15 protein-coding genes and 2 pseudogenes are annotated in these 21,232 nt (G+C 68.3%); 16 read left to right on the top strand and 1 reads right to left on the bottom strand.

Translation table 11 applies throughout. The features are described from left to right. The coding region (locus A6302_RS13485) for a SulP family inorganic anion transporter (RefSeq protein WP_069307463.1) at positions 1-1,665 on the bottom strand (1,665 nt) is incomplete at its 3' end. A 275-nt stretch (positions 1,666-1,940) separates the two neighbouring features. On the opposite strand from A6302_RS13485, the gene A6302_RS13480 reads away from it, so the two are divergent. The 16 genes and pseudogenes from A6302_RS13480 to A6302_RS13405 all read left to right on the top strand — a co-directional run. Beyond that, a complete protein-coding gene (locus A6302_RS13480; RefSeq protein WP_069307462.1) occupies positions 1,941-3,110 on the top strand; it encodes an MFS transporter in 1,170 nt (389 codons plus the stop codon). A 35-nt stretch (positions 3,111-3,145) separates the two neighbouring features. Then, complete coding sequence (locus A6302_RS13475) at positions 3,146-4,120, top strand: quinone oxidoreductase family protein (RefSeq protein ID WP_069307461.1); 975 nt, start codon at positions 3,146-3,148, stop codon at positions 4,118-4,120. Positions 4,121-4,149: 29 nt separating this feature from the next. Then, on the top strand, positions 4,150-5,103 hold the full coding sequence (locus A6302_RS13470) for a LysR family transcriptional regulator (protein WP_069307460.1): 954 nt from the start codon (positions 4,150-4,152) through the stop codon (positions 5,101-5,103). 126 nt (positions 5,104-5,229) lie between these two features. Further along, positions 5,230-5,580, top strand: coding sequence for a hydroxyisourate hydrolase (uraH, locus tag A6302_RS13465; RefSeq protein ID WP_069307459.1), 351 nt, complete (start codon positions 5,230-5,232; stop codon positions 5,578-5,580). 5 nt (positions 5,581-5,585) lie between these two features. Next, positions 5,586-7,076 carry a xanthine dehydrogenase small subunit gene (xdhA, locus tag A6302_RS13460; RefSeq protein ID WP_069307458.1) on the top strand — a complete coding sequence of 497 codons (1,491 nt, stop codon included), beginning with the start codon at positions 5,586-5,588 and terminating at the stop codon, positions 7,074-7,076. Beyond that, complete coding sequence (gene xdhB / locus A6302_RS13455) at positions 7,069-9,390, top strand: xanthine dehydrogenase molybdopterin binding subunit (protein WP_069307457.1); 2,322 nt, start codon at positions 7,069-7,071, stop codon at positions 9,388-9,390. Before xdhA ends, xdhB begins: the two co-directional genes overlap by 8 nt. A gap of 4 nt (positions 9,391-9,394) precedes the next feature. Next, a complete protein-coding gene (xdhC, locus tag A6302_RS13450; protein ID WP_069307466.1) occupies positions 9,395-10,396 on the top strand; it encodes a xanthine dehydrogenase accessory protein XdhC in 1,002 nt (333 codons plus the stop codon). A gap of 32 nt (positions 10,397-10,428) precedes the next feature. Then, entirely contained in the window at positions 10,429-11,982 is a 1,554-nt protein-coding gene (locus tag A6302_RS13445; protein ID WP_069307465.1) for an ABC transporter ATP-binding protein, read from the top strand. After that, positions 11,982-13,073: an ABC transporter permease gene (locus A6302_RS13440; protein ID WP_069307456.1), complete on the top strand. Its 1,092-nt coding sequence runs from the start codon at positions 11,982-11,984 to the stop codon at positions 13,071-13,073. Before A6302_RS13445 ends, A6302_RS13440 begins: the two co-directional genes overlap by 1 nt. Continuing rightward, a complete protein-coding gene (locus tag A6302_RS13435; protein WP_069307455.1) occupies positions 13,066-13,980 on the top strand; it encodes an ABC transporter permease in 915 nt (304 codons plus the stop codon). The genes A6302_RS13440 and A6302_RS13435 overlap by 8 nt, the downstream gene beginning before the upstream one ends. 141 nt (positions 13,981-14,121) lie before the next feature. Further along, positions 14,122-15,190 (top strand): annotated as a pseudogene (locus A6302_RS13430) (BMP family ABC transporter substrate-binding protein). 130 nt (positions 15,191-15,320) lie between these two features. After that, on the top strand, positions 15,321-16,502 hold the full coding sequence (locus A6302_RS13425; RefSeq protein WP_069307454.1) for a urate hydroxylase PuuD: 1,182 nt from the start codon (positions 15,321-15,323) through the stop codon (positions 16,500-16,502). Then, a complete protein-coding gene (gene uraD / locus A6302_RS13420) occupies positions 16,499-17,017 on the top strand; it encodes a 2-oxo-4-hydroxy-4-carboxy-5-ureidoimidazoline decarboxylase (RefSeq protein WP_083255761.1) in 519 nt (172 codons plus the stop codon). Before A6302_RS13425 ends, uraD begins: the two co-directional genes overlap by 4 nt. Next, positions 17,014-18,312 carry an allantoate amidohydrolase gene (locus tag A6302_RS13415; protein WP_069307453.1) on the top strand — a complete coding sequence of 433 codons (1,299 nt, stop codon included), beginning with the start codon at positions 17,014-17,016 and terminating at the stop codon, positions 18,310-18,312. Before uraD ends, A6302_RS13415 begins: the two co-directional genes overlap by 4 nt. Then, entirely contained in the window at positions 18,309-19,523 is a 1,215-nt protein-coding gene (locus A6302_RS13410) for a M20/M25/M40 family metallo-hydrolase (protein ID WP_069307452.1), read from the top strand. The genes A6302_RS13415 and A6302_RS13410 overlap by 4 nt, the downstream gene beginning before the upstream one ends. Positions 19,524-19,960: 437 nt before the next feature. Next, a pseudogene (locus tag A6302_RS13405) lies at positions 19,961-21,232 on the top strand (hypothetical protein); the annotation flags it as partial.

The following is a 21,232-nucleotide window of genomic DNA, read 5'->3' as shown; positions in this document are numbered from 1 at the left end:
CGCCTCGATGCTCTCCGCATAGCCCGGCACCAGCCTGCTGCCATGGGTCAGGCGGGCGATGTCCATCCTTACCTGCGCCCTTGCACCGACGATCACCACCTCCGCGCCCCGCTTGGCCGCCAGATCGAAGAAGCTGGCCAGCGCGGTGCCGCCGGTGGCGTCGATGAAGGGGACGGTTGTCATGTCGAGGACATAGCGGCGCGGGGTGTCGCCGATGCGGTCGAGGATCGAGGACAGGCGTTGGGTGGCGCCGAAGAAGAACGGGCCGCTGATGCGGTAGACGACGACGTCGGAGGGGCGGGCGTCCGGGCCGAGGCCTTCGTCGTCGGGCTCGTCCTCCTCCAGCAGACGCGCATGGGTCTCCACCTCCACCGCCTCGGCCATGCGATGGACGAAGAGCATTGCCGCCGCGACGACGCCGAAGCCGATCGCCACGGTGAGATCGACGAACACCGTCAGCAGGAAGGTCGCGACCAGCACGAAGCGGTCGCCGGTGGTGGCGTGGGCGAGGATGTGGCGGATGTGGTGGACTTCGGAGATGTTCCAGGCCACCACGACGAGGATCGCGGCAAGGGCGGCGAGCGGGATGTAGCCGAGCAGCGGCGCGGCGAGCCCCATGAAAGCGAGCAGGAACACCGCGTGCAGCATGCCGGCCACCGGGGTGCGGCCGCCTGCGCGGATGTTGGTGGCGGTGCGGGCGATCGCGCCGGTGGCCGAGATGCCACCGAAGAACACCGCGGCGCAGTTGGCGATGCCTTGCGCGACGAGTTCGACGTTGGAGCGATGGCGGCGGCCGGTCATGCCGTCGGCAACCACGGCCGAGAGCAGGGACTCGATGCCGGCCAGCAGCGCGATGGTGAGCGCGTCCGGCACCAGTTCGCGCATCAGCGAAAAGTCGATCTCCGGCAGGGACGGCGAGGGCAGGGTGCGCGGCACGCCGCCGAAGCGCGAGGCAATCGTCGCGATGTCGAGGTCGAGGACGAAGGCGGCGAGCGAGGCGACCGTGATCGCGATCAGGAAGCCCGGCCAGTGCGGCTTCCAGCGCTTCAGGCCGAGAATGAGCCCGAGGGCAAGGGCGGTGACGGCGACCGCCGAGGGCATCGTCTCGCCGAGATGCCCGCCGATTTCCACCATCTTCGGCAGGAACTCGCCGGGCAGGGCGATCTCGAGGCCGAGGATGTCCTTGAACTGCGAGCCGAGGATCGACACCGCGATGCCGGCGGTGAAGCCGGTGACGACCGGGTAGGGGATGTACTTGATGTAGGTGCCGAGCCTGAGCAGGCCGAGGATGATCAGCAGCACGCCGGCCATCAGGGTGGCGAGCGCAAGGCCGCCGTAGCCGTGGCGCTGGATCACGTCGAAGACGACGACGATGAAGGCCGCCGTCGGGCCGCCGATCTGGTAGCGGCTGCCGCCGAACATGGAGATCAGGAAGCCGGCGACGATGGAGGTGTAGAGCCCCTGTTCGGGCGTGGCGCCCGAGGCGATCGCGATCGCCATCGCCAGCGGCAGGGCGACGATGGCCACGGTAAGCCCGGCGACGGCGTCGGCCCGGAAGGTGGCCAGCGTGTAGCCCTCGCGCAGGCAGGTGACGAGCTTCGGCGTGAAGAGGTTTGCATAGTCCGCGGCACCGTGCCGGCCTGCCGATCCGCCCCTGGCGTCCATCCTGTATCCCCGATCTTGTCGCGCCCCGTCCGCACGTCCGGCGCAGCGCCGGCAGGGACGAGACGGCGGCGCTGGCCTCACCGGGGCAGCGGGGGCGAATCGAGATCGGCGGAGTGCGGAAGTGTGCGCTGCAATGATCGCGCCGGCCGATCGCCGAGGTCCATAGGTGAAGTCACCATCTTGACTCGAATCCGTGGTAGATCGCCGATCAGGGTCGATCGAACCGTTTCGACGGGACGTTTCGACCCGTCCCGCCGCCTGCCGAGTGTCCCGTCTTGCCCCTGTTCGTCCGCTTCGGCCTGCCGTTTCTCCTCAATGCCTTTCTCCTCAGCAGCTGGCTCACCCGCATTCCGGATCTCCAGACCGGCCTTGGCATCGACAAGGCGACGCTGGGACTTGCGCTGTTCGCCATGCCGCTCGGCACCGTCTGCGCGCTGCCGCTGGTCGGCCGGGTGATCGAGCGGGCTTCGGAACGGGCCGCGAGCCTCATCGGGGCCCTCGGCGGTTTTCTTGCGCTGGTGGCGATCGGCGGTGCGCCGACATGGCTGCTGTTCACCCTGTCGCTGTTCGTGCTCGGCCTGTTCAACGCGCTGATGGAGGTGGCGATGAATGTCGCCGCCGCCGGCGCGGAGCAGAGATACCGTGTGCACATCATGTCGCGCTGCCACGGCTTCTGGAGCATCGGCATGGTGGTCGGCGCGCTGGTGTCGGGCGTTCTGGCCGAGATCGGCGTGTCGCCGCTGCTGCATCTCGGCGGCATCTGCGTCGTCGGCATTCTGGCGGCCGGGATCCTTTTCCGGGTGGCCGTGGTTCCGGGCGGCCCTGCGGTTCCGCCGGAGGCCGCGGCGGCGGACGCGGGCGGGCATGCCACCTTCTCCCTGCCGGGCCGGGCGATCCTCGGCGTCTGCCTGATGACGGTCGGCGTCACGGTGGCGGAGGGGGCGATGTTCGACTGGAGCACGCTGTTCCTGCGCCGCGATCTGGAGGCCGCGCCGCTCGTTGCCGGTATCGGCTATGCGCTGTTTGCCGGCGCGCAGGCGACGATGCGGCTCTGCGGCGACATGATCCGCGCGCGGATCGCCGCCGAGCACATCGTGCTGGGATCGGGCATCGCCACGGTCATCGGCATCACCGGCATCGCGCTCAGCCCCAGCGCCTTCGTCGCCTGGCCGTTCCTGATGCTGACCGGCGTCGGCGTGTCGATGGTCTATCCGATCGCCTCGATGGTGGTGACCCTGCGGCCCGGCCGCAGCCCGGCGGCGAATGTCGCCGGCCTGACGCTGGTGGTGATGATGGCTCTCTTGACCGCGCCGCCCCTGATCGGTCTGATCGGCGAGGCCTTCGGTCTCAGAGTCGCCTTCCTCGCGGTCGTCCCCGTGGCGCTGCTCACCGTGATCCTCGCCCGGCAGGCCCGGGCGGATGCGCGGGTGGAAGTCACCGCCTGAAGCCGACGTTTCGCGTGAATCAGCAGGGGTTTGCCATGAAAGCCATCCGTGTCCATGCCTACGGCGGCCCCGAGGTCCTCTGCCTCGACGAGATCGAGGTCGGCGCGCCGGGCCCCGGCCAGGCGCTCGTGCGCCACGAGGCAATCGGCGTCAACTTCATCGACGTCTACCACCGCACCGGCCTCTATCCCTCGCCGACGGGCCTGCCCTTCGTGCTCGGCTGCGAGGGCGCGGGCGTGGTAGAGGCGGTGGGCGAGGGCGTGAGCGAGGTGAAGCCCGGCGACCGGGTGGCCTATGCCGGTCCGATCGGCGCCTATGCGGAGGCCCGCCTCGTCACCGCGTCGCGGCTCGTGCCGCTGCCGGACGGGATCGATGCGCGCACGGCCGCCGCCGCGATGCTGAACGGCATGACGGCGCAGTATCTGCTGCGCCAGACCTTCAGGGTGGAGGAGGGGCACACCATCCTGATCCACGCGGCGGCAGGCGGCGTCGGCCTCATTGCCGGCCAGTGGGCGCAGCATCTCGGCGCCACCGTGATCGGCACCGCCGGCGGGCCGGAGAAATGCGCGCTGGCGCTCCGCAACGGCTACGATCACGTCATCGACTACAGGACCGAGAATTTCGCCGAGCGCGTGCGCGAGATCACCGGCGGCAAGGGCTGCGACGTCGTCTACGATTCCATCGGCCGCGACACGTTCCCCGCCTCGCTGGACTGCCTGAAGCCGCGCGGCCTGTTCGTGTCCTTCGGCAATGCCTCCGGCCCGGTGGAAGGCGTCAACCTCGGCATCCTCTCGCAGAAGGGCTCGCTCTACGCCACGCGGCCGACGCTCTATGCCTACATCAACACACGCGACGAACTCCTGGCGACCGCCGGCGACCTGTTCGACGTGATCGACCGGAGCATCGTCGACATCGCCGTCAACCAGACCTTTGCGCTCGGCGAGGCCGGCGCCGCGCACCGCGCGCTGGAATCGCGGGCGACGACCGGATCGACACTGCTTCTGCCCTGACGCGCGACCGCCGCGGAGCCGATCGCCCCATGGACGAGAGAATCCGGCATCTTCTCAGCCCGTCGCTGCGCTATTTCGCGGCGGTGGCGCGCTATGGCTCGTTCCGGGGCGCGGCGCGCGAGCTCAACATTGCCTCCTCGGCGGTCAACCGCCAGATCCTGTCGCTGGAGGAGGCGCTGGGGGTGACGCTGTTCGAGCGGGTCGGCCGCGGCATCCGCCTGTCGCCGGCCGGCGAACTGCTGCTCGGTCATACCGCGGCGGTGCTGCGGGAGATGGAGGGGCTGGCCACCGGCCTCGACGCGCTGCGCGGGCTCGGCACCGGCCGGGTGCGCATCGCCAGCGTGGAAAGCGTCGGCGAGGCGATCCTGCCGGGCATCGTCACGCGCTTCTCGGCCGCCTGGCCGGGCATCGACGTCCATGTCACGGTGGCGGTGTCGGACGAGGTGGAGCGGCTGGTGCTCGCCGGCGAGGCGGACGTCGGCCTGACCTTCAATCCGCGCATGGAGGCGTCGCTTGCGATCGGCTTCCGGCGCAACCTGCGAATCGGCGCGGTGGTGGCGCCCGGGCATCCGCTGGCGGCACTGCGCCGGGTCGGACTCGCCGAGTGCCTGCGTTATCCACTGGCACTGCCGGCGCGGGGCCTGTCGCTGCGCCATGCGCTCGATTCGACGTCGGCGATGCGCGGCGGCGACATCCGCACCCCGGTGGAAGCCGACACGCTCGGCGTCATGAAGGCGATGGCGCGCGGCGGCACGCTGGTCGCGTTCCAGACACTGGTCGGTCTCGAGCAGGATCTTGCCGCCGGAACGCTGGTGTTCCGGCCGCTCGCCGACGCCGATCTGCCGGTCGACCAGTTCGCCGTGATCTCCCGGGCCGAGGGGACGCTCACACTGGCGCCCACAACCTTTCATGCCTTCGCCGTCAACGAGCTTTCCCGCCTGCTTTCCGGTTATGATGCCGAAGCGGCATCGGATCGTCCGTGATTTCATGCTTTTGATGCCCGGTTCATCGTGCCACTATGTTGAGCAGGATGGGTTTCGCCTCGGCGTTCCGGACATCGCATCACAGTGGCCTGACACCGCTTTGCAGGAACCTGACAGGGGGACGACTTGGGCAGACTGACCACGCATGTTCTCGACGCCGTCGCCGGCAAGCCCGCGGCGGGCGTCGCCGTGACGCTCTACCGGATCGACGCTGCCGGTCCGGTTGTGGTCGCGAATGCGACCACGGACGCCGACGGGCGCATCTCGCCGCTGGTCGAAGAGGCGGCCTTCGTCGCCGGCATCTACGAGTTGCACTTCCTGTGCGGCGCGTATTTCCGGGGCGCGGGCGTGCCGCTCTCCGACCCGCCCTTCCTCGACATCGTGCCGATCCGCTTCGGGATTGCCGACGCGGGCCAGCATTTCCACGTGCCGCTGCTGCTGTCGCCCTACAGCTATTCGACCTACCGCGGGAGCTGACGGCGATGCGCGACACCATCCGGATCTTCAGGAACGGCCGAATCGTCGAGATCGAGGACTTCGGGCCGACCGAGACCCTGCTCGACTATCTGCGCCTGCGTGAGGGGGCCGTCGGCACCAAGGAAGGCTGCAACGAGGGCGACTGCGGCGCCTGCACGGTTGCGGTCGGCAGCGCGGTCGGCGGACGGATGGTGTATCGCCCGGTCAACGCCTGCATCCAGTTCGTCGGCATGCTCGACGGCAAGGAGGTGGTGACCGTGGAGGATCTTGCGGAGAACGGGGTGCTTCATCCCGTTCAGGCGGCGATGGTCGACCATCACGGCTCGCAATGCGGCTTCTGCACGCCCGGCATCGTGATGAGCCTGTTCACGCTCTACCACGCGGGCCGGCCGGCCGAGCATGGCACCATCAACGACTGGCTGGCCGGCAACCTCTGCCGCTGCACCGGCTATCGGCCGATCACGGACGCCGCCAAGGCCTCCTGCGGCGGGGTGCCGGCCGACCGCTTTGCCCGCGAGGCGGACGCGACCACGGGCGTGCTGGAGTTCCTGTCCGACCGGCAGGACATCTTCGTCGGCGACAGCGAGCGATTCTTCGCCGCCCCTCGCACCGTCGACGCGCTCGCCGATCTCTACATGCAGCATCCCGATGCGACGCTGGTGGCCGGCGCGACCGATGTCGGCCTGTGGGTCAACAAGCAGATGCGCGACCTGCCGAAGGTGATCCACCTCGGCCGGGTGCTGGGCATGAGCCACATCGAGGACATCGGCGACGCGGTGCTGATCGGCGCGACGGCGAGTTTCGAGGATGCGCTGCCCCATCTGGCGGCCATCGACCCGGACATCGGCGAGATGATGCGCCGCATCGGCTCGCGGCAGGTGCGCTCGGCCGGCACGGTCGGCGGCAATGTCGCCAACGGCTCGCCGATCGGCGACACGCCGCCGGTGCTGATCGCGCTCGGCTCCACCGTCGAACTGCGCAAGGGCGACGAGAGCCGCGCGCTGCCGCTGGAGCGCTTCTTCATCGACTACGGCCGGCAGGACCGCGAGCCCGGCGAGTTCGTCGCCGGCCTGATGGTGCCGAAGCTCGGCCCGGGCCAGCAGTTCCGGGCCTACAAGATCTCCAAGCGCTTCGACCAGGACATCTCCGCCGTGCTCGGTGCCTTCCGCTTCACGCTGGAGAACGGCGTGATCACCGACGCGCGCATCGCCTTCGGCGGCATGGCGGCGACCCCGAAGCGCGCCGTGCTCGCCGAAAGCCGGCTGATCGGCGCCGAACCGGTGAAGGCGGCCAGCTGGGCGCCGGCGCTGGAGGGGCTGTCGCAGGATTTCAGGCCGCTGACCGACATGCGCGCGAGCGCTCACTACCGTCTGGAGACCGCGCGGGCGCTGCTTGCCAAGGCGCTGGTGGAGATCGCCGGGGCGCCGACCGCGACCACCCGGGTGATCGGCCGCCGCGAGACGCCGGCCGGAGAGGGAGAGGCCGCCCATGCCTGACAGCATCGTGGACGACAAGGTCTATGCCACGGCCCGCCAGCCGATCCGCCATGACAGCGCGATCAAGCATGTCACCGGCGGTGCGGTCTACATCGACGACATGCGCGAGCCGGTCGGCACGCTGCATCTGGCGCCCGGCTGGTGCCGGACCTATGCGAAGGCCCGTCTCGACGCCCTCGACCTCACCGAGGTCCGGGCGGTGCCCGGCGTCGTTGCCGTGCTCACCAAGGACGACGTGCCGGGAATCAACGACGTCAGCTCCTCCTTCGGTGACGATCCGATGCTCGCCGACGGCGAGGTGCTGTTCTGGGGCCAGGTGGTGTTCTGCGTGGTCGCGACGACCCGCGAGGCGGCGCGCAAGGCCGCGCGGCTCGCCCGCTTCGAGGTGGTGCCCGGCACGCCGCTGGTCACGGTCGCCGACGCGCTGGCGGCCGACAGCCATATCATGCCGGAGTATCGCTTCGGCCGCGGTGACGTCGCCAAGTCGCTGAAGGACACCCAGCGGCGCCTGTCCGGCCAGATCGCGGTCGGCGGGCAGGAGCATTTCTATCTCGAAGGCCAGGTGGCCATGGCCGTTCCGGGCGAGGACGGCGACATGACCGTCTACTCCTCGACCCAGCATCCGACCGAGGTGCAGCACACGGTCGCCAAGGTACTCGGCGTCACCGAGGCCTCGGTGACGGTCGAGACCCGGCGCATGGGCGGCGGCTTCGGCGGCAAGGAATCCCAGGCCAACCAGTGGGCGGCGCTGGCCGCGCTGGCGGCGCGGGTGACCGGCCGGCCGTGCAAGATGCGGCTCGACCGCGACGACGACATGATCATGACCGGCAAGCGCCACGATCAGGTCGCCAGCTTCGACGTCGCCTATGACGGCGAGGGGCGCATCCTCGCGGTCGACCTCGATTTTGCGTCCCGCTGCGGCTATTCGGCGGACCTGTCGCTCGGCGTCAACGACCGGACGATGTTTCACGCCGACAACGCCTATTTCTATCCGAACGTGTCGATCCGCTCGCAGCGGCTCAAGACCAACACCTGCTCGAACACCGCCTTCCGCGGCTTCGGCGGGCCGCACGGGGTGATCGCCGCCGAGCGCATCATCGATTCCATCGCGATCTCGATCGGCCTTGATCCGCTGGAGGTGCGCAAGCGCAACTTCTACGGCCCGGGCCGCGACGTGACGCCCTACGGCCAGAAGGTCGAGGACAACATCCTCGCCGAGCTGGTGGGCGAACTGGAAGCCTCGTCGAACTACTGGAAGCGCCGCACGGCGGTGCGCAGCTTCAACGCCAAAAGCCGGATCCTGAAGAAGGGCCTCGCGCTGACGCCGGTGAAATTCGGCATCTCCTTCACGCTGATCCACCTCAACCAGGCCGGCGCGCTGGTCCACGTCTACACGGACGGATCGGTCCATCTGAACCACGGCGGCACGGAGATGGGGCAGGGCCTGTTCCTCAAGGTGGCGCAGGTGGTGGCCGAGGAATTCGGCCTGCCGATCGACCAGGTGAAGATCACCGCGACCAACACCGCCAAGGTACCCAACACCGCCCCGACCGCGGCCTCCTCCGGCTCCGATCTCAACGGCATGGCGGCGCAGGCGGCCTGCCGCGAGATCAAGGCGCGGCTCGTCGACTTCGTGTCGATGGAGTACGGCACGCCGGCCGACAAGATCGACTTCCGCGACAGCCAGGTGATCATCGGCAATGGCGCGGTGCCGTTCCGCGAGATCGTCAAGAAGGCGTTCATCGCCCGGATCCAGCTTTCGGCGGCCGGCTACTACAGGACGCCGAAGATCCACTGGAACCGCGACAAGGCGGAAGGCCGGCCATTCCTCTATTTCGCCTATGGCGCCGCCTGCGCCGAGGTGACGGTCGACACCATGACCGGGGAGATGAAGGTCGACCGGGTCGACATCCTCCACGACTGCGGCAAGTCGCTCAATCCGGCGATCGACATCGGCCAGATCGAGGGCGGCTTCGTGCAGGGCATGGGCTGGCTGACCACCGAGGAACTGGTGTTCGACGGGCAGGGCCGCCTGCGCACCCACGCGCCCTCGACCTACAAGATCCCGACCGCCTCCGACGTGCCGGAGGAGTTCGTGACGAAGCTGTTCGACAGCCCCGGCAACCGCGAGGAGACGATCTTCCGCTCCAAGGCCGTGGGCGAGCCGCCGCTGATGCTGCCGGCCTGCGTGTTCTCGGCCGTGCTCGACGCGGTCGCCAGCCTCAAGCCCGGCGTGATTCCGCCGCTCGATGCGCCGGCCACCCCCGAGGCGATCATGAAGGCGGTGCATGCGACGCGGCGGGGAGGCGTCTGAGCCGATGCGGGTCTTTCCGCGCCTCCTCGAACTTGTCGACCGGACCGGCGCTGCGGCGCTGGTGACGGTGATCGCGACGCGCGGCTCCACCCCGCGCGAGACGGGGACGCGGCTGGTCGTCGGCCGCGACGGCGGCTTTTCCGGCACCATCGGCGGCGGCCGCTTCGAATGGGAGGCGCTGGCCGAGGCGCGGGCGGCGGCCGAGGCCGGCGCGGACACGTTCTTTCTCCACCGCTTCGCGCTCGGACCCGAACTCGGCCAGTGCTGCGGCGGGGTGATGACCATCGCCGTGGAGGTATTTTCGCATGCCCGGCGCGACGAGATCGTGCGGCTGGCGCAGGCGGAAGAGGGCGGCGTGGCCACGGTTGCCGAGACGCAGGGCGCATCCGGCGGCCTCAACCGGCGGATCGTCGGGCGCGGCGCCACGGATGCGGATGCCCGGCTTCACGATGCCCGGCTTTACGATGATGGGCGGCTTGCCGAGAGCTTCGGCCAGCGCCAGCGCGAGATCCTGCTGTTCGGCGCCGGGCACGTCGGCCGCGCGCTGATGCTGATGACGGCGACGCTGCCGATGTTCAAGCTGACCTGGATCGACGGCCGCGAGGGCCAGTTTCCGAGGGTTCTGCCGGCCAGCGTCGTCACGGTGCCGGGCGGCGATCCGGCGGCGGTTCTGGCTGCCGCCGCGCCGGGCGCCTTCGTGCTGATCATGACCCACGACCACGCCCTCGACCTTGCGATCCTGCATGCGGCGCTGGACGACGGGCGGGCCGGCTATGTCGGCCTGATCGGCAGCGCCACCAAGCGGGCGCGCTTCACGAGCCGGCTGAAGGCGGCAGGCATGGACGCGGCGCGCGCGGAGAGCTTCGTCTGCCCGATCGGTATCGACGGCATCCGCTCCAAGGAGCCGGCGGCGATCGCCGCCTCGGTCACGGCCGACCTGCTCGTGCGCGACGAGCGGCTGCTGGCGGCTTTGCTGGAACGGACCGACAGGCGGATCGCGGGATGACGGGAATGCCGGGGGGCGATGTGACCACAACGATGTCCGAGGGGCCGAAGCGGCGACCGGCCGCGACCGGCGAGATGCTGCTCGAGGCACGCCATGTCGTCAAACGCTTCGGCGACAACGTCGCCAACGACGATGTCAGCCTCCGGCTCGCGCCCGGCGAGATCCATGCGCTTCTGGGCGAGAACGGTGCCGGCAAGTCGACGCTGGTGAAGATCCTCTACGGCGCGCTCCAGCCCAATGCCGGCGAGATCGTCTGGAAGGGCGCGCCGGTGGTGATCGAATCGCCCGCCGCCGCGCGCAAGCTCGGCATCGGCATGGTGTTCCAGCATTTCTCGCTGTTCGATGCGCTGACGGTGGCCGAGAACATCGCGCTCGCCAGCCCGAAGGGCGTCTCGATGGCCGAGCTTTCGGCGTCGATCGAGCGGGTCTCTGCCGAATACGGCTTGCCGCTCAAGGCCGACGACCGGGTTGCGGATCTGCCGGTCGGCATCCGCCAGCGGGTCGAGATCGTGCGCTGCCTGCTGCAGTCGCCGGACCTGATCATCATGGACGAGCCGACCTCGGTGCTGACGCCGCAGGAGGCCGACCAGCTGTTCATCACCCTGCGCCGGCTGGCCTCGGAAGGCTGCGCGATCCTCTACATCTCGCACCGCCTCGAGGAGGTGCGCGAACTGTGCGACCGGGCGACCGTGATGCGCCGCGGCCGGATCGTCGCCGAGACCGACCCGGCCACCGAGACCGTCGCCTCGCTGGCGCGGCTGATGGTCGGCACCGAAATCGCCGAGGTCCATCGCAGCCTGTCAGACCGGGGCCCGCCGCGCCTTGCCCTCGTCGGGCTGACGCTGCCGTCGAACGACGCCTTCGGCGTGTCGCTGCACGATGTCGATCTGGAAGTCTGCGCCGGCGAGATCATCGCGATCGCCGGTGTCGCGGGCAACGGGCAGGGCGAACTGTTCGATGCGATCTCCGGCGAGAAGCCGGCGGCAACCGACGGCGCCGTGATCATCGATGGCCATCCGGTCGGCTACACCGGCGTCAACGGCCGCCGCCGGCTGGGGGCGGCCTTTGTCCCGGAAGAGCGACTCGGCCACGGCGCGGTGCCGGGCATGCCGCTCTCCGACAATGTGGTCCTGACCCGGCATTCGACGAAGGACGGGCTGGTTGCGCGCGGGCTGATGCGCTTTGCGCGCGCTTCCGAGATCGTCGGGCTGATCACCGACCGCTTCGACGTGCGCAAGGGCGTGGCCGACCCCGAAGCGCGGGCGCTGTCCGGCGGCAATCTGCAGAAGTTCGTGGTGGGCCGCGAGGTCGACCGCGTCCCCGGCGTGCTGGTCGTCTCGCAGCCGACCTGGGGCGTCGACGCCGGGGCGGCCGCCGTGATCCGGCAGTCGCTGATCGATCTCGCCCGTGCCGGCTCGGCGGTGCTGGTGATCAGCCAGGACCTCGACGAGATCTTCGAGATCGCCGACCGCATCGCGGTGATCTCGCGCGGGTACCTCTCGGCGGCCGAGCCGGCGGCGGCGATGACGCGCGAGCGGATCGGCCTGCTGATGGCCGGCGGCGCCGAGAAGAGGGGGGAGGGCTGATGCGTCTGGAACTCGTCAAGCGGCCGGAGATGAGCCGCAAGATGATGCTGCTCTCGCCGGTGATCGCGGTCGGCCTCACGGTCATCACCGCCGGCATCGTCTTCGCCTTGCAGGGGAAGGACCCGCTCCAGGGCATCTACCTGTTCTTCCTCGATCCCTTGTCCTCGCTCTGGGGCCTCGAACAACTGGCGATCAAGGCGACCCCGCTGGTGCTGATCGCCCTTGGTCTCTCCTTCTGCTATCTCTCCAACAACTGGAACATCGGTGCCGAGGGCCAGCTGACCATGGGCGCGATCGCCGGGTCGATCCTGCCGGTGCTTGCTCCCGAGTTCGACCACTGGGTCGTGTTTCCGATGGTGCTGCTGATGGCGGCCGCCGGCGGGGCGGCCTATGCGACGATCCCGGCGGCGCTCAAGGTGCGCTTCGGCACCAGCGAGATCCTCACCAGCCTGATGCTGGTCTACTGCGCGACCCTGTTTCTCGACTGGCTGGTGCGCGGCCCCTGGCGCAGCCCGACCGGCTACAATTTCCCGATCACGGTCGACTTCAATTCCGCGGCCGTGCTCAACTCCTACGACATCGGCGGCGTCTACCTGAATTTCTCGACGCTGGCGGCGGTGATCGCGGTGCTCGCCTTCACCGTGCTGCTGCGCATGACCCTCAAGGGCTTCGAGATCCGGGTGATCGGCCAGAGCCCGCGCGCCGGCGCCTTCGCCGGCTTCTCGGCGCGGCGGATGACGCTCTTCACCTTTGCGCTCTCCGGCGCGCTCGCCGGGCTGGCGGGCATGATGGTGGTGATGGCCGAGATCCAGAAGCTCCAGCCGTCGATCTCGCCGGGCTACGGCTTCACTGCAATCATCGTCGCCTTCCTCGGCCGGCTCAATCCGCTCGGCATTCTGGTCGCCGGCATCGTCATCGCGATCTCCTACCTCGGCGGCGAGGCGATCCAGACCACGATGCAGATCTCGTCCAAGGTGGCGACCGTGCTGCAGGGCATGCTGCTGTTCTACGTGCTCGCCTGCGACACGCTGATCCTCTATCGCATCCGCCTCGTCGGCGGCCGCAGTTCCCGGGAGACCGCCCGTGCTTGAGGCCATCATCCTCACGGTGATCACGGCGGCGACCCCGCTGCTGCTGGCCGCCACCGGCGAACTCGTCGCCGAGCGCTCCGGCGTCCTCAACCTCGGCGTCGAGGGCATGATGGTGATGGGCGCCGTCGGCGGCTTCGCCGGCGCGATCACCACCGGCAGCCCGCTGTTCGGCATGGCGGTCGGCATGCTGGCGGGCGCGGCCACCAGCCTCGTCTTCGCCTTCGTGACGCTGACGCTGGTGGCCAACCAGGTGGCTTCGGGCCTTGCGCTCACCATGTTCGGCCTCGGGCTTTCGGGGCTGATCGGCGAAAGCTACGTCGGCCAGCCGGGCATCAAGCTGCCGAGCCTGTCGATCCCCGGCCTCACCGATCTGCCCTTCGTCGGCCCGATCCTGTTCGGGCAGGACGCGATGGTCTACTTCTCCTTCGTGCTGGTCGCAGCGGTCAGTTGGTTCCTGTTCCGCAGCCGCGCAGGCCTCGTGCTGCGGGCCATCGGCGACAACCACGGCTCGGCCCATGCGCTCGGCTATTCGGTGATCGGCGTGCGCTATCTGGCGGTGATCTTCGGCGGCGCCTGCGCCGGCCTTGGCGGCGCCTATCTCTCGGTCGCCTACACGCCGCTGTGGGTGGAGAACATGACCGCCGGCCGCGGCTGGGTGGCGCTGGCGCTGGTGGTGTTCGCCTCGTGGCTGCCGTGGCGCGCGGCGCTCGGCGCCTACCTGTTCGGCGCGGTCACGGTGCTGCAGTTCCATGCGCAGGCGCTCGGCATCGGCCTGCCGTCGCAGTATCTGGCGATGCTGCCCTATCTCGCGACCGTCGTCGTGCTGGTGGCCATTTCCGGCAACCGGCGCAAGACGCGGTTCAACACGCCGGCCTGCCTCGGCGTGCCCTTCGTGCCGGACCGCTGAGCGCGGCGGCCGACATGGAATGCCTGCCGCGCGCACTTCGCTGCGCGGCGCATCGGAGGAGGCCGGGGTGCGGCCGTCTCCGGTCTCATCCTGCGGCGAGCGTCCGGGTGGACGCGCCGCACATTTCGGGAGTGTGAAAGCATGAAGAAGGTCCTCCTCCTCGCCGGCACCGCGCTGGCGCTGGCCCTCGGCGCCTCGGGCGCTTCGGCCGCCGACAAGCTCAAGGCCTGCTGGGTCTACGTCGGCCCGATCGGCGACTTCGGCTACTCCTACCAGCACGACCAGGGCCGGCTTCAGGTCGAGAAGGAACTCGGCGACAAGGTCGAGACCGCCTATCTGGAGAACGTGCCGGAAGGTCCGGACGCCGAGCGCGCCATCGAGCGCTTCGCCCGCGAAGGCTGCGGCATCATCTACACCACCTCCTTCGGCTTCATGGATCCGACCATCAAGGTCGCCAAGAAGTTCCCGGACGTGAAGTTCGCCCACGCGACCGGCTTCAAGAAGGCCGACAACGTGGCGATCTACAACGCCCGCTTCTACGAGGGCCGCTACATCCTCGGCCAGATCGCGGCCAAGGAATCCAAGGCGGGCCTTGCCGGCTACATCGTTTCCTTCCCGATCCCGGAAGTGGTGATGGGCATCAACGCCTTCATGCTGGGTGCCCAGAGCATCAACCCGGACTTCAAGGTCAAGATCGTCTGGGTCAACACCTGGTTCGACCCGGGCAAGGAAGCCGACGCCGCCAAGGCGCTGTTCGACCAGCGCCGACATCATCGTCCAGCACACCGATTCCACCGCGCCGCTGCAGATTGCCGAAGAGCGCGGCCTCAAGGGCTTCGGCCAGTCGTCCGACATGATGAAGTTCGCGCCCAAGGCGCAGATGACCTCGATCGTCGACGACTGGGGTCCCTATTACGTCAAGAGCGTGCAGGCGGTGCTCGACGGCACCTGGACCTCGACCGACACCTGGGCCGGCATCAAGGACAAGGAAGTCGTGATGGCGGACTACGCCAACATGTCGGACGAAACGAAGAAGCTGGCCGAGGAAACCGAGGCGAAGATCGCGTCCGGCGAATTCCACCCCTTCACCGGCCCGATCTTCGACCAGGACGGCAAGGAGCGTTATGCCGCCGGCGTGGTCGCCCCGGACGGCGATCTCCTCGGCATGAACTGGTACGTCAAGGGCATCGACGACAAGCTGCCGCAGTGATCCGTCTCCGGCACGGATGATGCTTCTCCCTCGCGGCCCGCCGCGGGGGAGTTTTGCGACCGGACCGGGGCACGCCCGCCGTCACGACCTTCGCGGACCTTTCAGCCCGACCGACCCGACAGGAGACCCGATGTCCGCATTCATCGCCGACTGGCTGAACATTCTCCTGCGCTGGGCCCATCTCGTCGTCGGCATCACCTGGATCGGAACCTCCTTCTACTTCATCGCCCTCGATCTCTCGCTGCGCGCCCGCGAGAAGATGAACCCGGGCGTGTTCGGCACGGCCTGGCAGGTTCACGGCGGCGGCTTCTATCAGGTCGAAAAGTATACGGTTGCCCCCGAGGCGCTGCCCGAGGACCTGCAATGGTTCAAGTGGGACGCCTACCTCACCTGGGTCACCGGATTCGGCCTGCTGCTCACCCAGTATTACTTCAACGCCTCGGCCTATCTCATCGACAAGTCGGTGCTGGATCTGCGTCCGGGCGAGGCGATCCTGATCTCGCTGCTCACCATGGGCGGCGGCTGGTTCCTCTATGACCGCGTCTGCCGGTCGCGGATCGGCCAGAACACGGCGCTGCTGGCGATCGTCGTGTTCCTCGGCATCGTCGCGGCCAGCTACATGCTGACAAACGTCTATTCCGGGCGCGGCGCCTTCATCCATGTGGGCGCACTGGTCGGCACGATCATGGCCTGCAACGTGTTCATGATCATCGTGCCGAACCAGCGCAAGATCGTCGCGTCGCTGCTCAAGGGTGAGGCGGCCGACCCGAAATACGGCAAGATCGGCAAGCAGCGGTCGGTGCACAACAACTACCTGACCCTGCCGGTGCTGGTGATGATGGTCAGCAACCACTACCCGCTGCTGACCGGCCATCCGCATTCCTGGCTGCTGGTGGCGCTGATCCTCGTCATCGGTGCGATGGTCCGCCACTTCATCAACCGGCACGAGGGGGGCGACCACTTCCGCGAGATTTCCTGGACGCTGCCCATCGCCGCAATCGCCCTCGTGATCGCGATCCTGATGACCGCGCCGCGCGTCGATCCGGCCATGGCGGGCCGTGCGGTGGCCGACGCGGACGTGACGGCGATCGTCCGGACGCACTGCGTCGCCTGCCATGCCGCAACGCCGACCCATGAAGGATTCACGGAAGCGCCAAAGGGAATCATGCTGGAATCGCTTGAGGATGTCCGCCGCTATGCCGCGCTCGTCGACATGCAGGCGGTCAAATCCGAAGCCATGCCCCTTGGCAACGAGACCGGCATGACCGAAGATGAACGCCACATTCTCGGTGCATGGATTGCGGGTCAATGAATGGGGCGGTGCCCATATCGGTTGTAAACAGGTTGCCGCGAGCCGACTTCCTGGCCCGCTTCGAGGATGTTGCGGAGCATTCCCCCTGGGTTGCAGAACTGGCCGAGTTGTCCCGTCCCTATCCGGACCGGGATGCGATGATCCTTGCCTTCATCAACGCTGTCGAGGTGGCGCCCGAGGCCGAGAAGATCGGCCTGATCCGCGCCCATCCGGACCTCGCCGGCAAGGCGGCCATCGCGGGCGAGATCGCGGAGGATTCGCGGCGCGAGCAGGCCGGTGCCGGATTGAGCCAGTTGACGCCGGAGGAGTTTTCGCGTTTTCAGGATCTCAACACGCGCTATCGCAAGCGCTTTGGCTTTCCCTTCATCCTCGCGGTGAAGGGCGCGTCCAAGGACACCATCCTTGCGGAGTTTGGCCAGCGTGTTCACAATGACCCTGGCCTGGAACTGCTGACGGCGCTGACCCAGATCGGCCGCATCTTCCGGTTCCGAATAGAAGATCGCGTCCTGCCGTGAGCACTCCCCATTACGAAACGCTGCCGCCCTCCGATGCCGTGACGCTTGGAGAACGGGCGCAGCGCCTCATTTCCAGCCTCGCGACCCTCACCGACGAGCCGGGCCGCATCACCCGTCATTACCTTTCTCCGGCACATCGCCGTGCCACCGATCTCGTCGGCGACTGGATGCGCGCGGCGGGCCTTGCCGTCTCGCTCGACGCGCTCGGCACGGTGCGCGGACGGCAGGAGGCGCGGCGCGCGGGCCCGTCGTCGGGCAAGCGCCTGCTGATCGGCTCCCACATCGACACGGTGACCGACGGCGGGGCCTATGACGGCAACTTCGGTGTCGTCGCCGGCATTCTCGCGGTCGACGAATTGCGCCGCCGCCGGGTGTCGCTGCCCTTCGGGATCGAGGTGCTCGCCTTCGGCGACGAGGAGGGCGTGCGCTTTCCGACGACGCTCGCCTCCTCCTCGGCGGTCGCCGGCGCCTTCAACCCCGCCTTTCTCGACCGGCGCGACGCGGCAGGTGTCAGCCTGCGCGAGGCGCTGGTTGCCTTCGGCTGCGACCCGGACGCCATCCCCGATGCCGCCTGCGATCCGGACGAAATCCTCGGCTATCTGGAGGTTCACATCGAGCAGGGGCCGGTGCTGGAGCACGAGAAGCTGCCGCTCGGCGTCGTCACCTCCATCGCCGGCCAGAGCCGGTTCAAGGGCATCGTGCTCGGTGAGGCGGGCCATGCCGGCACGGCGCCGATGAACCTTCGCCGCGACGCGCTGGCGGCGGCTGCCGAGATCATGGGCGAGATCGAGCGGATCGCCCGGGCCGGGCGCGACGACAGCCTGGTTGCCACCGTCGGCCAGCTTGCGGTCACGCCGGGCGCCGTCAACGTGATTCCGGCGCGGGTCGACTTCAGCCTCGACATCCGCGCCGCCAGCGATGCGCCGCGTCTGGCCGCCATCGCGGAGATCCGGGCCCGGGCACGCGAGATCGGCGAGCGCCGTCATGTGGCCTTCCTGCTGGAGGGCTATCACGAGAGTCCGACCACGCCCTGTGCCCCGCAGTTGCAGGCGGCCTTCGCCGCGGGTATCGATGCGCTCGGCCAGCGCGTGCTGCGGCTCACCTCCGGGGCCGGCCACGACGGCCACGCCATCCATCATCTGACCGGTGTCGGCATGCTGTTCGTCCGCTGCCGCCGGGGCATCAGCCACAACCCGCTGGAGTTCGCGGAGCCGGCGGACATGGGCCTTGCGGTCGAGGCCCTGATCGGCGCCATCCTGGCGCTGGCCCGCGACGAGGATGGAGAGCGGTCATGAAAGCGCTGATCGAGGCGGACTTCGACGCGGAGGTCGCCTTCCTGCGGGCGCTGGTGCAGATGCCGAGCGACAATCCGCCGGGCGACTGCGCCGGAACTGCGGAAGCCACCGCCGAACTGCTGGAGAACATGGGGTTCCGCGTGGAGCGCCATCCGGTGCCAGAGCCGTTCGTGATCCAGAACGGCATGCGCAGCGTCGTCAATCTGGTGGTGCGCCATGTGTTCGGCGAGGGCCGCGGCCCGGTGATCGCCCTCAACGCCCACGGCGACGTGGTGCCGCCGGGCGAGGGCTGGAGTTCCGATCCCTACGGGGCGGAAGTGCGGGGCGGGGCGATCTTCGGACGCGGCGTCGCCGTGTCGAAGTCCGATTTTGCCACCTATGCCTATGCCCTGAAGGCGCTGGTCGCGAGCGGTTTGCCGCTCGACGGCACGGTCGAACTGCATTTCACCTGGGACGAGGAAGCCGGCGGCTTCGTCGGGCCGAAATGGCTGCTCGAACACGAGATATCGAAGCCGGATCTGGCAATCTCGGCCGGCTTTTCCTATGCCGTCGTCACCGCGCACAACGGCTGCCTGCACCTGGAGGTGGTCGTGCGCGGCCAGCAGGCGCATGCGGCGATGCCCGAATCCGGGGTCGACGCGCTGGAAGCGGCGACGCCGATTCTTGCTGCGCTCTATTCGGAACGGCTGCGGTTGGGCACCATCCACAGCGCCGAGCCGGGCATCGGTTCGCCGAAGCTCACGGTCGGGCTGATTTCCGGCGGCATCAACACCAATGTCGTGCCCGACCGGATCGCGATGCGGCTCGATCGCCGGCTGATTCCGGAAGAAAACGGCAGCGACGTCGAGACGGCGCTGATCGACCTGATCGAGACGGCGGTGCCGAAGATCGAGGGGCTGGAGGTCGAGTGCCGGCGCATCATGCTGGCCGAACCGCTGCGTCCCGTGGAGGGGGTCGACAAATTGGTCGACGTCTTCAGCCGCCATGCTTCGGCGGTGCTCGGCACGGAGGTCGGTCCCACCGGCGTGCCGCTCTACACCGACGCCCGCCACTATGCGGCGGCCGGCATTCCGACGATCCTCTATGGCGCCGGCCCGCGCTCGATCCTCGACGCCAACGCGCATTCGTCCGACGAGCATCTGCAGCTTGCCGATCTCAAGGCCGCGACTGAGGTCGTCGCGCGCGCGCTTGCGGACCTGCTGGCGGCCTGACTGCCGCGATCCCGGTCGACGTTGCAATCCGTCCCCGGCGGGGCTCGGCTGCCGGCTGTCGCCGGAGAGGCGACGAGGGGCAGGCATGGTGTCGATGCGAAGGCTCTTGTGCCGCTGCGTCGCGCCTCGGTGAACAGACTAACCCTTATTTCAGACATCGCGCATAGAACTGGACCGTCTTCAGGCGTTCCAGGGCAGCGCTGCGATGGTCCCGTGTCTTCCTTCCCGTGATGTGTCGCAGGCTGGCTCCGCACGTGAGCCGCAGGGCGCGATCATGCCGGTTACATGACCGTGCAGCCGCCGAAAACAGCTTGGCATCCGGTTTCCGTGACTGAGTTCCCTGCAGGCGCTCTGCAGCGGACAGGCAGCACCATGGTGGTTGCCGGCTCCGGGATCCCTTCCACCTGACACCCATCATCATGCCGGGGCACGCATCTATGGCCGACACACTCGTCAACACCTTCACGACCGGTTCGCAGGACGCCGCCGCCGTGGCGGCCGACGCCGATGGCAACTATGTCGTCGTCTGGGCGTCCTCCGGACAGGACGGTTCCGGCTCCGGCATCTACGGCCAGCTCTACAGCGCCGACGGGACACCGATCGGCAACGAGTTCGTGGTCAATACCTACACCACCAACAGCCAGACTTCACCGCGCGTTGCCATGGCGTCGGACGGCACCTTTGTCGTCACATGGGATTCCAGTGGCCAGGACGGCAGTGGCTTCGGAATTTATGGGCAGCGCTTCGCCGCGGACGGCACCCCGGCTGGCAGCGAATTCCGGGTCAACACCTACACCACCAATGCGCAGTCGCTGTCGACTGTCGCCATGGACGATGACGGCAATTTTGTCGTCAGCTGGGGATCGAGCGGGCAGGACGGCAACGGCTATGGCGTCTATGCCCAGCGCTACGATGCCAGCGGCGTGGCTCAGGGTTCCGAGTTTCAGGTCAACACTTACACGACCAGCACGCAAGGACTCGCAAGCGCCGCGATGGAGGCCGATGGCGACTTCGTCATCGCCTGGTCATCCACCGGGCAGGATGGAAGCAGCAGCGGTATCTTTGCGCAGCGCTACAACGCCGCGGGCGAGGCGCAAGGCGCCGAATTCCAGGTCAACACCTTTACCTCCAGCAATCAAACGGATCCCGCCGTCGCCGTGGACGATGCCGGAAACTTCGTGATCGTCTGGGAGTCTTTTGGCCAGGATGGCGACGTCAATGGCATCTACGGGCAGCGCTACAATGCAGCCGGTGTGGCGCAGGGCAGCGAGTTCCAGGTCAGCACCTACACAGCCAACCAACAGACCAATCCTGCAGTGTCCATGGATTCTGACGGCGACTTCGTCGTTACCTGGCAATCCAACGTGCAGGACGGCAGCAACTACGGCATCTATGCGCAGAAATACAATGCCGACGGCACGACCGACGGCGGCGAACATCTCGTCAACACGACGACGGACGGTTCGCAGCAGAAGCCGGAAGTTGTCCTGCGGGAGGATGGAACCTCCATCATCGTCTGGACGTCTGCGGACGCCGACGGTACCGGAATCTACAAGACGGCTTTCACGGGCCTTGTCCCGCCGGTGCTGACGGCGGCGAACATCGCGCTGAGCGGTGCGACGGGGACGGGCGGCGCCTACCGGATCGGCGACACGGTCACGGTGACCTGGGACAATACCAATCTGGGTGACGCCAACACTTCGGTCATA

Source organism: Methylobrevis pamukkalensis (assembly GCF_001720135.1).
In the GTDB taxonomy this organism is placed as follows: Bacteria; Pseudomonadota; Alphaproteobacteria; order Rhizobiales; family Pleomorphomonadaceae; genus Methylobrevis; species Methylobrevis pamukkalensis.
This window is presented reverse-complemented; position numbering and strand designations above follow the sequence as displayed.

What these genes read in the sequence shown, in the direction of transcription:
- xdhB (WP_069307457.1), top strand. Translation starts at nt 7,069, where the DNA reads ATGCCTGACAGCATCGTGGACGACAAGGTCTATGCCACGGCCCGCCAG.
- xdhC (WP_069307466.1), top strand. Translation starts at nt 9,395, where the DNA reads ATGCGGGTCTTTCCGCGCCTCCTCGAACTTGTCGACCGGACCGGCGCT.
- xdhA (WP_069307458.1), top strand. Translation starts at nt 5,586, where the DNA reads ATGCGCGACACCATCCGGATCTTCAGGAACGGCCGAATCGTCGAGATC.
- A6302_RS13425 (WP_069307454.1), top strand. Translation starts at nt 15,321, where the DNA reads ATGTCCGCATTCATCGCCGACTGGCTGAACATTCTCCTGCGCTGGGCC.
- uraD (WP_083255761.1), top strand. Translation starts at nt 16,499, where the DNA reads ATGAATGGGGCGGTGCCCATATCGGTTGTAAACAGGTTGCCGCGAGCC.
- A6302_RS13470 (WP_069307460.1), top strand. Translation starts at nt 4,150, where the DNA reads ATGGACGAGAGAATCCGGCATCTTCTCAGCCCGTCGCTGCGCTATTTC.
- A6302_RS13445 (WP_069307465.1), top strand. Translation starts at nt 10,429, where the DNA reads ATGTCCGAGGGGCCGAAGCGGCGACCGGCCGCGACCGGCGAGATGCTG.
- A6302_RS13440 (WP_069307456.1), top strand. Translation starts at nt 11,982, where the DNA reads ATGCGTCTGGAACTCGTCAAGCGGCCGGAGATGAGCCGCAAGATGATG.
- A6302_RS13410 (WP_069307452.1), top strand. Translation starts at nt 18,309, where the DNA reads ATGAAAGCGCTGATCGAGGCGGACTTCGACGCGGAGGTCGCCTTCCTG.
- A6302_RS13475 (WP_069307461.1), top strand. Translation starts at nt 3,146, where the DNA reads ATGAAAGCCATCCGTGTCCATGCCTACGGCGGCCCCGAGGTCCTCTGC.